The sequence below is a fragment of the Streptomyces sp. NBC_00464 genome, from assembly GCF_036013915.1.
GTDB lineage: Bacteria > Actinomycetota > Actinomycetes > Streptomycetales > Streptomycetaceae > Streptomyces.
The window spans coordinates 7,141,603-7,154,159 of record NZ_CP107899.1 but is presented as its reverse complement, the minus strand read 5'-3'; the positions used below and the strand labels follow the sequence as shown (position 1 = coordinate 7,154,159).

Genomic DNA, 12,557 nt, shown 5'->3' with positions numbered 1-12,557 from the left:
CCCCCGGGCCACGTGGGCGCCGGGGGCGAGAGAACTAGCTGTGGTCGAACGGACCGTAGGTGCTCGCGGCGTAGTCGATGCCGTACGAGTCGGCCGTGATGCGAAGGCGGGACTGCCCGTAGTCGCCGCGAAGTTCGCCGTCGACCACCGCGAACCGCCAGGGGTCGCCGTCGGTGTCGATGTAGTCGACACCCGGGGCATACGTCACGCCGTTGTAGGTCCACGCGGGATCGGCCGGCTCGTCGGCGACCTCACGAAGGGGGCCGAAACTCTCTTCGATTCCGGCGATGGTGTCGGTGTTCTGCCTGTTGCCGTGCGCCGTCATGCGCGGGGCACCGTCCGGGCTGTGGAGGCCCGTGAAGGCCCACACGTACCCCAGCCGGTCTTTGTATTTCGCAGCGAGGCTGTACGTGATACCCGCGCGGGACGTGTAGGTACCGTCCTCCACCTTCTTCATCACGCTCGCCAGCGCCGTGAACGTCCGCGGGTTGTCGTCGGCCGGCGGGTCCACGAGCTTGACGACGTAGACACCGGGCCGGGAGGCGTAGGCGGCCCCTCTGTCGAACGGACCGTACTCCACCGTGGCGCGGGCATCGTCGCGGGTCGTCAGGGTGATCGTGTCGCCGACGGCGAAGGCGGGAACGACGGGGGCGGCCCTTAGGTCACCGACGTGGTGCGCAACCTCGTTGCCGCTCACCGTCTCCTTCACGGCGTACAGCGTGTGCCGGCTGAACGTGCTGGCGATCGGCCCGTAAGTCACCACGCCCTCACGGGTGCCGAACGCCCGCACCTTGTCGCCGACCTTGAACTCCGTCATGTTCTCTCCTCCATGCCAAGCGGAAGGCCCCCGCATCGTCGGTGCGCAGGGGCCTAGTGGTGTGGTCGGTCAGGCGGTCGGGGCGTCGCCGATGACGACGACGTGTTCGGCGCCGATGTTGCGCAGATCGACGGTCTTGCGAGCGCTGATGCCCGACTCACGGCCGGTGGGCCGGACGGTCAGGACTGGAACCACTCGGCCGGCGGCTCGGTTCGTCTTGGTCTCCACGACGACCGCCTCCGTCTGCCGGACTCGGTTGCCCCGCCGGGTGGCGTAGACGATCAGCTTGCCGGGGCGGATCTCCGCGCCCGTGAAGTCGGTCAAAGGCGTGCGTGCCATGCTCTCTCCTCTGTGTGCGTATGCTGTGAGCACGAAGCCCCTTCCAATCTCTAGTTGGAAGGGGCTTCGCAGGTGGGGCGGTCAGGCAGCCGCGGGAAGCTCCGCCAGCTGAGCGGCCTCGTAGACGCCGGTCACCTTGATGACGGGCATGTTGTACTCGCGGTGAACGCCGGCCTTCGTGGTGAACTCCACGTGTTCGATCGTCAGCGACGCGCGGACCGGCCGGCCCTTGTCGGTCACCTTGCCGTCCGCGTCCTCCTGGCGTCCGCCCGTGGTGTCGACGGCTTCGATCACCTCGTGGAGGACGTTGACGAGCGACCAGCCGCCGGAGTTGAAGCGGAAGTAGCCCAGCTCCGGCCGCTCCGCCAGCTTGAACGTGACGTCGATGCTGGGCTTCGGACCCTTGCCGCTCTTCGCGCGGTCCTTGCGGTCCTGAAGCAGCGGCGGGCAGCCGCAGGCGGTACCGACCAACGTGGCGTCATCGTCGGACAGGAACTTCACGCCGTCGCAGTGGTGCTCCAGGCCCTGGAAGCCGAACTTCTTCATGCTCGCGTCGATGGCGTCGGACGAGTCGATGATGATCTCTACCGACTTGGAGTCGGTCAGGATCTGGAGGTTGTCCTCCTTGTCGGTGTCCCACTCCTCCGCGGTGCCGCCCATGAGCGCCGACACTGCGTCGGCCACGGCGGGGTCACCCGTGGTGACGCGCCACTCGTTCAGGCTCTCCGGCTGCTTGCCGACGAGGCGACCGGAGCGGAAGCGGCCAACGACGTCGTCGGAGAAGTTCTTCGTTCGCGGCTTCGGCTTGGCGTCGGGGTCGGTCTCGAAGATGGAGCGCAGGTTGTTCGCCATGTGTGAGTGCCTCTCGTTGGGTGTGTGCCTCGATGTGGCGGGCTGCTCTCTCCCCGCTCTGTAGTTATGGCGGGGTAACGCCGAGATGTTTCACTCGACTTCGGGGAGATTCAGGCTCCGTGTAGCGCTGCACGGAGATCGGCCAGCTCCACCTTCAGGCGCACGATTTCCGCGTCCCGCAGCTCCATCGCCTCCATGCCGAAATTGGCCTCGTCCGCGGCTCGCCGGCGGGCGGAGAGCCAGGCCAGGCGGTAGCGGTGGGCGGATCGCCGGTACTCGCTGGCGGCGCGGAACGAGGATCGCGCAACCTCGTAGATCGATCCGCGCCAGCCGCGAAAGGTCTCTGCCTGCCTGCGCGCACGCAAACGCGCCGATGTCCAGGCAAGGCGGTAGCGGTCGCGCTCGTCCGCGATGCCTTCGTACGCCGTCATGGCACCTTCCAGCATGTCGGACCTGGCGTTTGCCTGATCGACGTAGCGCGCAGCTCCGCCGATCTTGGCTTCCGATAGGCGAAGGGCTCGCTCCAGGCGCTGCACGTCCGCCAGTGCGGCGTTCAGGCGGTGGCCGTTTCCAGTGGCCCACTCCTCGAAGTAGGCGGAGTCTGCGCGGGCATCCTTCAACTCCTTGCCCAACTGCTCCGCGCCGGCGACGGAAGCGTTGAGCGCCCGGACCACCTCGTCGTACGCTCGCTCTACGCTCTCGGTCTTGGTGCGGGCCCGATCGACAAGCGCGTTCAGCCGCGCGATCTCGGCCTGCGCCTCCGCTACATCAGCGTGCATGCCGGTAAGGAGCCCCTCCTCTGTCTCCCCGCCTAGCTCGTCCTCCAGGTCGACAACGCGTTCCGCCATGTCCGCGGCGCTCTCTCCCTGGTAGTAGCGATCGATGCGCGCCTGTCGATCACGCTCGTACTCCTCCTCCAGTTCTTCGAGGGTCGGGCCAAGCCCGCATCGCGGAACATCGCTACGGTCGTAGCACGCTTCGGAGGCATGGACCTCAAGCAGCGTCTGTCCGTCACACGCACACTGCTCACTCATTCGCCAGCCTCCACAGGTCTCGGTCCGACGCAGTCACGCGCTTTGGGTTCAGCAGCTTCCACAGGTCCCCCGGCGTGACGTCGCCCGGGAGCCGGCCATCGTCGAAGAGGTGCACGCCCGCGCGGAGATAGACTTCGTCCACGAGCTGGGAACAGATCAGGTGGCCCGTCGACGCGATGTAGTCGGTCACCCACGCCGGCCGGACGCGGAAGTGCGCCAGGGCTAGCGAGGCGTAGTCCAGGTAGCTGTAGGGGGTGCCGACGAGGGAACGCGCCTCCATGGCGATGTTGAACCGCGTCTGACCGTCCATCTCGAAGTGTCCCGTCGACCACTCGACAACGGGACTCGCGTCCTCCAGGCGAATCAATTCCGCCCCGCCCGGCATCGCCTGCATAATCATGCCGTCACCGACGTACACGAACGCGTGCTGGACCGGAGCGGCGTCGCCAATGAGCGCCTGGCCGGCAGCGATGGCACGGCCGGTAACTCCGCGGATCCTGGTCAGGGCGAAGTCGCCCGGGAACGGAGTCACAGCTTCTCCACCGCCAGCGTGATGCGGAAGTGTCGCGGGTCGGACGGGAACGGGTCGCACGTCTCCACGCGGACGTCAATGCTATGGCCGTCTTCCGCGAGTGCCACGGTCTTGAACCGGAGCTGCGGGCGTCCGTCGACCGGTGTCGCATAGCCGTCGATCCAGTCGGCCAGGGTGTCAAGCGCAACATCCTGGACGTCGTCGGTCATGTCGTAGGGCTCAGTCATTTCTCCTCCTCCAATTGCGTGCGTGCCTTGCTGAGCGCCTCCGCGACGAGCGGCGCCCACTTCCTCCGGCGTGCCTCCACAACGAGTTCCCACGGCCGCATGTGGGCGCGGAAGGCGTCGTCAGTACACGGCATGGTGTCGACTAGCCGCTGAAGCCGGAGCTGCTGGGCGTACCGCTGGTAGGCGCGCAGCTTCTGGCGGGTCTGCTCCAACTGCCAGTGCATACGGGCGTCGTAGTCGATCTGCCAGAGCGAGCGGCCGGCGGGGCCGGGGAAGGTCTCGCAGCGGATGCACGCTGCTGCCCGTCCGTGCCAGGGCGTCTCTCGGAAGTCGGTCCGCGGCTTGTGGTGTCGGCAGCCGGTACAGAGGAGGTGCGTCCGGTCGTTCTCGCGATATGAGGTGAGGTATGCGCCGAAGTTGGTCACGCTGCCTCCTCGAACTTGTTCGGGCCCCACTCGTCCAGCGCGTAGCCGATGTGGTAGCCCAGCTGAACACCCACGTACTCCGCATACGCCGGCGGAATTGCCTCGCGCAGGCCGTCACGGGTCGCCCACGGCATTTCCATGACGTCACGCCCCTTGTCGACGCCCGTGAAGTTGCCGACTACGTGCATGTACTCCCCCGGCTTCACGGGCCGGCCCATCTTGGTCGTCTTCGCCACGTGCTCCGGATGCTCCGGAGCGTCGAAGGAGAAGCCGCCTCCGGGCTCAAAGAGCCTGTGCCGGTAGGTCTCCAGGCTGAACATGGCGCCGCACAGCATCCGCGGGCTGCGGAGTTCCGATGCGGCGTCCATGACGTTCTCGATGACGAACGGGAGGCCGGTCTCCTCCAGCGCCTCTCGCGTCGGCCCGATCAGGTCGGGGTGATCGTTCTTCTGGATTCGGTGTGTCTTGCTGTAGAGCTGGCACGGCGGGGATGCGCTGATCGAATCGAAGAGGTGACCGTACCTGCGCACGAACTCCACGGCGTCCGCCTGGACGAACTGTTCAGGGTGGATGTAGTGGGGCTGCGGGAACTTGTCGACCCCCAACACCCTGAAGCCTGCGTCCTCGTAGCCCTTCGACGCTCCGCCCTGGCAGCAGAAGAGATCGAGGTGAAGCGGTCTGCCAAGTGCTCGCAGCTTCGCGATCAGAGCGAGGATCTCGGCGTGATCTGCCAGCGTCAGAACCTTGTTCACGCTGCTCCCACCTTCGCCAGCATTGCCGCCAGCCACGCGCCGGCCAGGTAGTCGACGACGTCCGGCGACCACCCACGTGCGATCAGGTCCAGCTTCATGCCGTCGGCCGTGTCGAAGAGGGGCTCGATGAACGTCCCGTGAATCTCCATCAGGCCGCTCGCCCACGCCTCGCGCTGCTCGTCGACGGTGGGTGTCTTGGATCCGTACATCAGCGGCCTCCCCGCGGGTCGTGGTCTCCGAGGAACTCATTGGCCTCACGCACGAGCGCGCGAACGGCGTCGGTCTCCTGCCACTTCTGAAACGCACGCTGGCAGCCGTGAATGATGGCCTCCCCGCCGTTCGGGAAGTGCGACGGGTAGACAACGGTCCCCGCCAGCTCCGCGGAGCCGAAGAACCTCCGCTGACGACGCACGTCGACGAAGAGGCCCTCCGTGATGTGCGAAGGGCGGATCCGGTAGAAATAGCCCTCGGGCAGCTCCGGGGCTCCGAGTGCGACGAGTTCGGACATGCTCATGCGGTTGCCTCCAGGTCAGCCAGGAGCGCGAGAGCGTCGTCCATGTCGTTGGTTGCGCCGAAGTTGTAGACCAACCCCAGCGCGCGCCGGATCAGCTCCAGCTCCGCGAGCGTCAGCTCCACGTCGACGGTGCCTGTGGACTTGATGACTGCCATCAGTTCTCCTCCTTGGGGTCGTATTTCAGCGCACAGTCACCCGCGTGCTTCGGCGGCTTCACGCATCGCTGCCACCCAGCGGAGCCGACGGGTGCCCAGCAGAGAGACAACACGCCGATGTGCAGGTCAGGACGCCCGCAGCAGACGTCAAACCCGCCGTGACAGTCCGACTCGATCTCTCCGGCCTGCGGGCAGAAGTACTCACTGGCACCCGGCTTACAGACGTGCTCGTCGGCGTCGGTCATTACTCCTCCAGCAAGTTCGCGGCCAACTCCGCCGCCGCTTCGTCGATCACGTTCGACAGCGCACGCAACTGCGCCACGGTGAGCGGGCTCTCGTTGTGGACGACGGTGTACCCGCCCTCGTTCACCTCCAGGCAGAGCGTCCCGGGATTCGCGTAGTCGGACGTGACGGCCCATCCACCCGTGCGTGAGTCACGCTTGCTGCACATCAGTCCTTCTCCTCCTTCTCCTCAAGGAACCGCGCGACTTTGAGCACGTCATAGACGCTGATCGCCTCGCCCCATTCCAGGTCAGTGACGAGGCCGTGCGCCTGGCGGAAGAGGTCCAGGCGCGCCATCTGGCGTTCGGTCTCGATCGCTTCGGGCGACGGGTCGCCGGCGTCGATAGTTGCCATCAGAGCCGCCCTTCCGAAATCAGCCGATGGATGGAGTCCTCGTACGTGATCAAACCGTTGGCGATCTGCTCGTCCGGTACCCCTGCGTTCCGCAACGCGTACCAGAGCCACCCGGCAGCCGCCTTGTAGTCGCGGGCCGCGGAGCTGTCGTGAATGAGGTCGATGGGGGTCGGTCCGTAGTTGGTCATCAGGGCACCTCCGGATCGATCAGGTTCGCCAGACGTCGGCCGTACTTGACCAGTGCGCGCATATCCTCCGATCGGAAGACAGCGAGGGGCGCGACCTCCGTGCGGATCTGCTCCGCCAGCTCGTGCGCGAAGTCGTCAACCATCTGACTGGCCTCCTTCGCGTCGGACTCTGCGCAGTTGCAGGCCGCGCACCGCTCACTACAGATCGAGTAGTTCAACCCCCCGATGTACGCCAGGAGTTCGTCTCGCGCGCTCATCGGTGCACCTTCCCCAGACGTCGGTCCAGCTCTTCACGGATGATGCGACGGAGCAGCTGCTCCAGTGACTCAGGCTCCCGGACGTACTCGTCGGAGCCGTCCTCCCGGACATCCAGGGGGCCGTAGAGTTCGCGCACGTCTTCGATCGGCAGGGCGGTGTCCATGTCGCGGGTGTAGTAGCCCTCGTTGTTGGCGTCCCACATCCACACGTCGCCGTCGGCGTCGCGGTAATTGGCGCTCATGCCGCACGCCTCATCTCTTCCATGAGCCGCACCATGTCGGCGGAATCCATGACGACAGTCGAGATCGTCTCGCCCCGGGCGTTGCGGGTTTCGAGATCGAACTCAATCCCGCGCCGGCGGATGGTGACCTGCGAGCCGTCGGCGGTGTGGATGGTGGTGGGTGTGTGCTTCATGCTTCTCTCCTCCTTGTGGTTACACGCCGAAAGCCCCCGGCGCCGAAGCAACCGGGGGCTGGGGTGGTGCGTGAATCGACTTACGGAGCTAGTAGATGTACGTCGTCGGCGCGGAAATCGGAACCGGCGCCGGGACGCAGCAGAGGATCCGGTCAGCCGTGACCCGGTTCAGTTCCATGTGGACGGGATCTCCCTGGCCGTTGTCCAGCTCATAGCCGTCGTCAGCTGCTGCCTTGATCGCCGCTTCGATGGCGGCTGCGTGCTCTCCGAGGTTCATGCGGTCTCCTCAGTGATCCTCCTGCGGGCACCCGCTAGACGGGCAGCCGTGCGTCCAGCACCAGTCAGGCGATCTCTGCGGGTCGTCGTCGCTCATCAGCGTCTCCGGGTCGTCGAAGGGGCCTTCGGGGCGGACTTCTTCGGCGTCTTGAACGCCGGCGCCGTGCGGTGCGTCTTCGGATGGTCGATGTCGATCTCGTAGCAGCCGGCGGGCTGCTGATCCTCCGCACTGCAGGCGGTCAGGGTCAGGGCGCCGGCCAGAGCCAGGGCCGCGAGGGTCTTTCTCATGCTGCTGCCTCCCACTTGCCGGCGTCGTTGGCGTCCAGGGTCACCTTGAAGACGCTGCGGGTCTGCGAGTGATACACGCAGATGCCTTCGGGGTTCATGAAGCCGGGGGCGGCGTAGCTGCCTTCCTCCTTCAGGTCGCGGAGGACGCTCGTGATCTGTGCCTCGCTGAACGGCCCCTGGTACAGGACCGGCACGACGTCGATCTGATCCACGAGCGACGACTGATCGGCGCGCGTCTCCTTCGAGGTGTCGGCGCCATCGTTCTTGTACCAGCGCTCAGTGTTGAAGAGGCTGAACACCTTCTGCTCCAGCCCGTACCGCCGCTGGATCCCCTGCCCCCACCACTCGCCGAAGTGGAGCCCCGGACCGAGGATGTGCGCCAGCTCGTCGGCGTTCTCCGCCGCCCAGCGAGCGAAGCCGTAGTTGTCGTTGTCCGGCGTGATGATCCGCTTCCGGGACTGCGCGACGACCTGACCGTCCTCGCTGATGTGGAGGCCGGCGTTGGTGCCGTCGATCTTCTCCGTGATCACGATGTCCCGGAAGAGCCGCGGAGTCTTGGGCCACTCGCGGAAGTCGGGGTTGAAGTCGGTCATGCTGCTGCCTCCTGCTTCTTCGCCAGCCGGCGCACCTTGCGGACGAGCCGCTCCACGTCGTCGCGCTCGATGTCCTGGCCCTGAACCCACGAGCGCGCCTCACGGACGAACTCCGTGACGTCGTCAATGCGACGCAGGTCGTTGATCGACGTGTGGTTCTCGAACGGTGACGGGCAGGAGCACCCGGAGTCGGTCTCCCAGAACAGAACGCCGTCCTCCGTGCGCTGCCACACCGCCAGGATGCTGAACTCGTAAGGCTCGTTATCGGACAGGTCGCCTACCGACGTCAGCCCGAATTTCTCCGGACTGCTGTACACGTCCAGGTCGTAGCTCATGCTCTCTCCTCGTCGCATGCCGAAGAGGGGGCGCCCGGTGTGGACGCCCCCGTGTGTGCCTTGCGCTACTTGCGGAACTTCTTCGCCGTGAAGGCCACGACGTCGACGCCCAGCATGAGCAGCAGCGTCGCCCCGTAGCCGATCGCGGGAACGGCCGCTGCGATGCCGTGGAGAACGCCCATGGCGAGCATGAAGAACCAGCCCTGGAGCGGCAGGAGAATCAGGGCTGTCACGAAGGCGGCCAGTGCAGCGCCGGTCTTGGGGTCGTTGGTCGGCTTGTTGAAGTTGGTCATGCGCTCTCCCCCATCAGGAACCTGGCGAAGGCGTCCATCGCCTGCACCTTGTCGGACAACTTCACGCCGTCCTGATAGCCGCGGGAGTTCGTCGACATGGCTTCGACGTGTTCCCGGGCGGCCTTTAGAGCGTCCACACGGGACATGCCTCCGGACTCCACGGGGCCGCGTGTGGTAGCGGCCTCTCGGAGGGCCTGAACTTCTGCGGCGAGCGCTTCCAGAACGAGGTACACGTCGTACGGGATGTCCGAATCTCCGTCGTAGACGATGTGCCGATGCGCGTCGCTGAGCTTGTCCTCCAGGACGCTCATGCGCTCTCCCCCTTGAGTCGCGCGATCTCCCGCGCCTGGCTGACGATGGTTGCTCGGAGGTCGTTGACGAGTGATCCGAGCGGCGCAGCGGATGCGATCTCCTCCGCCAGCGTCGGCGTCACGACGTCGCTGGATTCCCAGTCGCGAGCGCCGGCCGTGGTGTGCCAGACGAGGCGCTCCACGCCCGGACCCTCCAGGCGCATGGTTGCCGGCTTCATCTCGTACGCCCGCTTGTACCGCTCAGCGTCGGCGCGAGCCTTCTCGTAGGCTTCGCGGAGCGTGGCCAGTTCGTCGCACGGGCACCCGTAGTTGTGCGACTCCGGCGTCTCGCAACCGTGCTCGATCTTCCGGAGCTTGGCCTCCGCCACTTCGGCGGCCTCGCGGTGCTCGTCGCGCTCCTTCTCTGCGTTCTCGGCACGGTCACGCAGGTCTGCCTTCTCTTCCTGCAACCGGAAGATCCAGGCTCCACGCTCCTGGTGCTGCTGCCAGACCGCCTCGTGGGCGGCCTTGCTGCTCGCCAGCTGCGAGTGCAGCATGTAGCACTCCTCGTCGCGGACGCTCAGAACGGCGTCGGCAGCCTCCAAGTAGCCGCCCCAGAGCGCCCCGTAGCCGATGACCGACCGGTCCAGGCCGTCATTCGCGCACAAGGCTTCGGCGTACCGGGTGCGAAGGTCGTCGCTCATGCCGCCCTCCGCTCCGTTCCCGTCAGACGCACACCGCCGGACGCGATCGGCTTGCCGACGACACCCTTCTTGCCCTCACGGTCCCACTCGAACACCGCGCGCAGCGCCTTGAACGTCTCATGGACCTCACGGCCGCACTCGATGGGGTGGAACGCCCAAGCCTCCGGGCGGACGTGGAGCACGGCGCCGCCCGTGATCTCCGGCATCGGGATGGACTCCCCGCTCTCCGCCAGGATGATGCGGGTGGCGTAGCGATAGGCGCTGAGCTGGAGAGCTACCGACTCGTAGACCGCCTTGGAGGTCTTCCAGTCAATGATCACCGTCTCACCGTCGATCTTCGCGATGGCGTCGAACGAGCCGGCCACGGCAATGTCGTCGTCCCAGACGGTCTCCTCCAGGTGGATGAACTCAGGCTGGATCTCGTCCAGGAACTCCCGGAAGTGCCTCACGTGAGGCTGTACGTCGGCGTGCACGTGGCGCAGGTTGACGTCCTCCCCCCGCGCCAGCTTCTCGAAGTAGGTGTGGGCGGAGGACCCGAGGTCGCTTGCCGCCTTCGACTTCCGACGATGGGCGTTCTTCAGGTAGTCCTTCGCGCCGGCAGGGTCTCGCTCCACGAGCTTGCTGACGATGTCCCAGTTGGCAACCGCAGCGTCGGCCGCTTCGTTCGCCGCCCAGAAAACCAGGAACGGCTTGGGCTCCATCCCCACGACGCTCGTCACGCCGGGCACCTTGATGCGCGAGTCACTCGGATCCACGTAGAAGCGGCTTCCGCCGCGCTTGATCGTGCTTACCCCTGCCATCTGGCCTCCACATCGCCGCGTTGCTTGCTGTCTCCTTAGTTATGGCGGGGTGGAGCGGGAATGTTTCACGGCACTTTCAAGATCTTTGTCTCCTCCTCCCCCGGACAGATCGAGGCCAAAAAGCCAAACTAACCCCCTATTTTCCTTCTCTCCTTAACGCGTCTAGAGAGAAGTGAAATAAGGGGTTAGTTTGGCTTTTTGGCCAGAGTTCAGCAGGGGAGGCGGAGGATGCGGGCGACGATCAGGCGCCTGACTTGGGCTTTCGCGTGTGGCGGCGCAATTCCGTCACTCTGCGTTGCACCTCAGCCAACTCCTCGTCCATCCGTGCCCGCTGTCCGGCGGTCATGTGACGGTCCACCACGTCTGTACTGATCTGCCCCAGTACGTTTGTCACCACCTGTACGAGCCTGAGGTGATCGGCGGTGGCCTTCACGGGCGCGGGCACGGGTGCAGCGGCAGTGGATGCCGACGCCTTCCCCTTGACTGCACTCTTTGCCGGCGGAGGGGTGGAGGCTGCTGCGGTATCAACGGCCTTCACTGCACGCACGATTGCGGAGTCCGTCTTCCGCCTGTCCTGGAACCGCTCCAGGGGCGACGTGGTCTTGAGGTCGAGCTGTTCCAGCTCCCGCGTGGTCAGATGGCGCCGCAAGGCGTTGCCCACGTGATATCGGACGTTGCTCTGCAAGCTGGCGTTGCTGTCCGTCGGCAGGTTTGCCGTGCGGTACATCTCCGCCACGGCCTCCCGATAGTCGTGCGACGTCCCCCGCATGTCGTCATGCTTCCGCCGCAGAGCCAGGATGACGACCGCCAGGTTCTTCACCAGGGTCGTGGCCTTGCCCTGGATCTGATCGTACTCCCGGGCATAGGCCACACCACGGGCCACAAGAGTCTGTTCAGACTCGTGCGCGATGTCGTCCAGCTGCAATGAGGGGACCACGTCCCGTGCGCTAGGGATCTCCATCTCGCCGGCAGTCATTATCCGTCAACCTCAGATCAGCAGGGGTGGGGGCGGCCACACAGTACCGTAGAGCACTGACACGGACCATACATACCCCACCCCCCTTTCGTCACGCCTCCTTGAAGGCCTGCTCGCACACTCCGCAGATCACCGGGCCGCGAGCGGCCACCCGTGGAGACATTTGGATCCGGCGCGGATCGTCACATCCGCACTGTAGGTAGAGCCGATTCCGCGGCCGGTAGGCGGTCTGCGCGTCGGGGATGACGAGATGTGGGAGCACAAGGGGGATGGCCTGCTCCAGCGCTCTGACGTCGGCCGTGTACGTGGTCAGCGTCTCGGGGGTCAGGCGTGGAGAAACGTATCCTCGGTGCGGGTCGCGGGGAGCGTCAGGCGGCCATCGGAGCCCCACCTCTTCCGCGGCTGCCAGGTACGTGCCTGTGTGGTAGGTGCCGCGGGTAGTGGTGTCCTGATCCCCACGGACCCACGACAAGACGTGAGCAGCCTCGTGCAGCACGTGTTCCAGGACTGCGTCCGCCCCCTCCTTCAGGGTGTCCGCGCTGACGACAAGGCCCGTCACGACCTCTCCGTCCCGCGTCCACCGCTCCGGGTTGTGCTTTGCCGGCGGGGGCGTTGGGGTGATTGCAATTCGGGCGGCCGGCAGTTCCGCCTGCTGTGTGCGGAGGTGCTCCCACAGGGCGTCCAGCGCCTGAAGGAGCGGTCCGGGTGAGGTCGACATACTGGCACTGTAGGGGCATGGGTTGCGCAACACAAACATAGATGTAGGCGTCCGTGTAGCGCTCCACGGAGCCCAGAACGCAAAAAGGCCCCGCACCCACCGGTTACGGCGAGTACGGGGCCTAGGCCACGCGGGTAAAGC

The 12,557-nt window shown here is 65.9% G+C and carries 28 protein-coding genes; all 28 read right to left on the bottom strand.

Features of this window, described 5'->3' with window-relative positions:
* Window positions 1-34: 34 nt before the first annotated feature.
* Window positions 35-817 (bottom strand): phiSA1p31-related protein, encoded by a 783-nt coding sequence (locus tag OG912_RS32330; RefSeq protein ID WP_327712412.1) that lies wholly within the window; start codon window positions 815-817, stop codon window positions 35-37.
* A gap of 69 nt (window positions 818-886) precedes the next feature.
* Window positions 887-1,156, bottom strand: a complete 270-nt coding sequence (locus OG912_RS32325) for a hypothetical protein (RefSeq protein ID WP_327712411.1) — start codon at window positions 1,154-1,156, stop codon at window positions 887-889.
* Between the two features lie 81 nt (window positions 1,157-1,237).
* Window positions 1,238-2,008: a recombination directionality factor gene (locus OG912_RS32320; protein ID WP_327712410.1), complete on the bottom strand. Its 771-nt coding sequence runs from the start codon at window positions 2,006-2,008 to the stop codon at window positions 1,238-1,240.
* A 110-nt stretch (window positions 2,009-2,118) separates the two neighbouring features.
* Window positions 2,119-3,042 (bottom strand): hypothetical protein, encoded by a 924-nt coding sequence (locus tag OG912_RS32315; RefSeq protein ID WP_327712409.1) that lies wholly within the window; start codon window positions 3,040-3,042, stop codon window positions 2,119-2,121.
* Complete coding sequence (locus OG912_RS32310) at window positions 3,035-3,574, bottom strand: hypothetical protein (RefSeq protein ID WP_327712408.1); 540 nt, start codon at window positions 3,572-3,574, stop codon at window positions 3,035-3,037. The genes OG912_RS32315 and OG912_RS32310 overlap by 8 nt, the downstream gene beginning before the upstream one ends.
* Window positions 3,571-3,801, bottom strand: a complete 231-nt coding sequence (locus tag OG912_RS32305) for a hypothetical protein (RefSeq protein WP_327712407.1) — start codon at window positions 3,799-3,801, stop codon at window positions 3,571-3,573. Before OG912_RS32305 ends, OG912_RS32310 begins: the two co-directional genes overlap by 4 nt.
* Window positions 3,798-4,226 (bottom strand): hypothetical protein, encoded by a 429-nt coding sequence (locus OG912_RS32300; RefSeq protein WP_327712406.1) that lies wholly within the window; start codon window positions 4,224-4,226, stop codon window positions 3,798-3,800. Before OG912_RS32300 ends, OG912_RS32305 begins: the two co-directional genes overlap by 4 nt.
* Entirely contained in the window at window positions 4,223-4,942 is a 720-nt protein-coding gene (locus OG912_RS32295) for an SAM-dependent methyltransferase (protein WP_327713597.1), read from the bottom strand. Before OG912_RS32295 ends, OG912_RS32300 begins: the two co-directional genes overlap by 4 nt.
* 32 nt (window positions 4,943-4,974) lie before the next feature.
* A complete protein-coding gene (locus OG912_RS32290; RefSeq protein WP_327712405.1) occupies window positions 4,975-5,187 on the bottom strand; it encodes a hypothetical protein in 213 nt (70 codons plus the stop codon).
* Complete coding sequence (locus OG912_RS32285; RefSeq protein ID WP_327712404.1) at window positions 5,187-5,492, bottom strand: hypothetical protein; 306 nt, start codon at window positions 5,490-5,492, stop codon at window positions 5,187-5,189. The genes OG912_RS32290 and OG912_RS32285 overlap by 1 nt, the downstream gene beginning before the upstream one ends.
* Window positions 5,489-5,647 (bottom strand): hypothetical protein, encoded by a 159-nt coding sequence (locus OG912_RS32280; protein ID WP_327712403.1) that lies wholly within the window; start codon window positions 5,645-5,647, stop codon window positions 5,489-5,491. The genes OG912_RS32285 and OG912_RS32280 overlap by 4 nt, the downstream gene beginning before the upstream one ends.
* A complete protein-coding gene (locus OG912_RS32275; RefSeq protein ID WP_327712402.1) occupies window positions 5,647-5,892 on the bottom strand; it encodes a hypothetical protein in 246 nt (81 codons plus the stop codon). Before OG912_RS32275 ends, OG912_RS32280 begins: the two co-directional genes overlap by 1 nt.
* Window positions 5,892-6,098 (bottom strand): hypothetical protein, encoded by a 207-nt coding sequence (locus OG912_RS32270; RefSeq protein ID WP_327712401.1) that lies wholly within the window; start codon window positions 6,096-6,098, stop codon window positions 5,892-5,894. The genes OG912_RS32275 and OG912_RS32270 overlap by 1 nt, the downstream gene beginning before the upstream one ends.
* Window positions 6,098-6,283, bottom strand: coding sequence for a hypothetical protein (locus tag OG912_RS32265; RefSeq protein ID WP_327712400.1), 186 nt, complete (start codon window positions 6,281-6,283; stop codon window positions 6,098-6,100). The genes OG912_RS32270 and OG912_RS32265 overlap by 1 nt, the downstream gene beginning before the upstream one ends.
* A complete protein-coding gene (locus OG912_RS32260) occupies window positions 6,283-6,471 on the bottom strand; it encodes a hypothetical protein (RefSeq protein WP_327712399.1) in 189 nt (62 codons plus the stop codon). The genes OG912_RS32265 and OG912_RS32260 overlap by 1 nt, the downstream gene beginning before the upstream one ends.
* The gene (locus tag OG912_RS32255) at window positions 6,471-6,728 is read right to left on the bottom strand and encodes a hypothetical protein (RefSeq protein WP_327712398.1); all 258 of its coding nucleotides are present in this window, start codon (window positions 6,726-6,728) and stop codon (window positions 6,471-6,473) included. Before OG912_RS32255 ends, OG912_RS32260 begins: the two co-directional genes overlap by 1 nt.
* Window positions 6,725-6,970, bottom strand: coding sequence for a hypothetical protein (locus OG912_RS32250; RefSeq protein ID WP_327712397.1), 246 nt, complete (start codon window positions 6,968-6,970; stop codon window positions 6,725-6,727). Before OG912_RS32250 ends, OG912_RS32255 begins: the two co-directional genes overlap by 4 nt.
* Window positions 6,967-7,143: a hypothetical protein gene (locus OG912_RS32245; protein ID WP_327712396.1), complete on the bottom strand. Its 177-nt coding sequence runs from the start codon at window positions 7,141-7,143 to the stop codon at window positions 6,967-6,969. The genes OG912_RS32250 and OG912_RS32245 overlap by 4 nt, the downstream gene beginning before the upstream one ends.
* 88 nt (window positions 7,144-7,231) lie before the next feature.
* Complete coding sequence (locus tag OG912_RS32240) at window positions 7,232-7,420, bottom strand: hypothetical protein (RefSeq protein WP_327712395.1); 189 nt, start codon at window positions 7,418-7,420, stop codon at window positions 7,232-7,234.
* Between the two features lie 95 nt (window positions 7,421-7,515).
* Window positions 7,516-7,707, bottom strand: coding sequence for a hypothetical protein (locus tag OG912_RS32235; protein ID WP_327712394.1), 192 nt, complete (start codon window positions 7,705-7,707; stop codon window positions 7,516-7,518).
* The gene (locus OG912_RS32230; RefSeq protein ID WP_327712393.1) at window positions 7,704-8,300 is read right to left on the bottom strand and encodes an RNA ligase family protein; all 597 of its coding nucleotides are present in this window, start codon (window positions 8,298-8,300) and stop codon (window positions 7,704-7,706) included. Before OG912_RS32230 ends, OG912_RS32235 begins: the two co-directional genes overlap by 4 nt.
* Complete coding sequence (locus tag OG912_RS32225; protein WP_327712392.1) at window positions 8,297-8,635, bottom strand: DUF7574 domain-containing protein; 339 nt, start codon at window positions 8,633-8,635, stop codon at window positions 8,297-8,299. Before OG912_RS32225 ends, OG912_RS32230 begins: the two co-directional genes overlap by 4 nt.
* A gap of 65 nt (window positions 8,636-8,700) precedes the next feature.
* Window positions 8,701-8,928 carry a hypothetical protein gene (locus tag OG912_RS32220; protein ID WP_327712391.1) on the bottom strand — a complete coding sequence of 76 codons (228 nt, stop codon included), beginning with the start codon at window positions 8,926-8,928 and terminating at the stop codon, window positions 8,701-8,703.
* Window positions 8,925-9,239 carry a hypothetical protein gene (locus OG912_RS32215; protein WP_327712390.1) on the bottom strand — a complete coding sequence of 105 codons (315 nt, stop codon included), beginning with the start codon at window positions 9,237-9,239 and terminating at the stop codon, window positions 8,925-8,927. The genes OG912_RS32220 and OG912_RS32215 overlap by 4 nt, the downstream gene beginning before the upstream one ends.
* The gene (locus tag OG912_RS32210; protein WP_327712388.1) at window positions 9,236-9,922 is read right to left on the bottom strand and encodes a hypothetical protein; all 687 of its coding nucleotides are present in this window, start codon (window positions 9,920-9,922) and stop codon (window positions 9,236-9,238) included. The genes OG912_RS32215 and OG912_RS32210 overlap by 4 nt, the downstream gene beginning before the upstream one ends.
* Window positions 9,919-10,722: a PD-(D/E)XK nuclease family protein gene (locus OG912_RS32205; RefSeq protein WP_327712387.1), complete on the bottom strand. Its 804-nt coding sequence runs from the start codon at window positions 10,720-10,722 to the stop codon at window positions 9,919-9,921. The genes OG912_RS32210 and OG912_RS32205 overlap by 4 nt, the downstream gene beginning before the upstream one ends.
* Before the next feature lie 241 nt (window positions 10,723-10,963).
* Entirely contained in the window at window positions 10,964-11,698 is a 735-nt protein-coding gene (locus tag OG912_RS32200; RefSeq protein ID WP_327712386.1) for a hypothetical protein, read from the bottom strand.
* 91 nt (window positions 11,699-11,789) lie between these two features.
* Window positions 11,790-12,416: a hypothetical protein gene (locus tag OG912_RS32195; protein ID WP_327712385.1), complete on the bottom strand. Its 627-nt coding sequence runs from the start codon at window positions 12,414-12,416 to the stop codon at window positions 11,790-11,792.
* Between the last annotated feature and the right edge of the window lie 141 nt (window positions 12,417-12,557).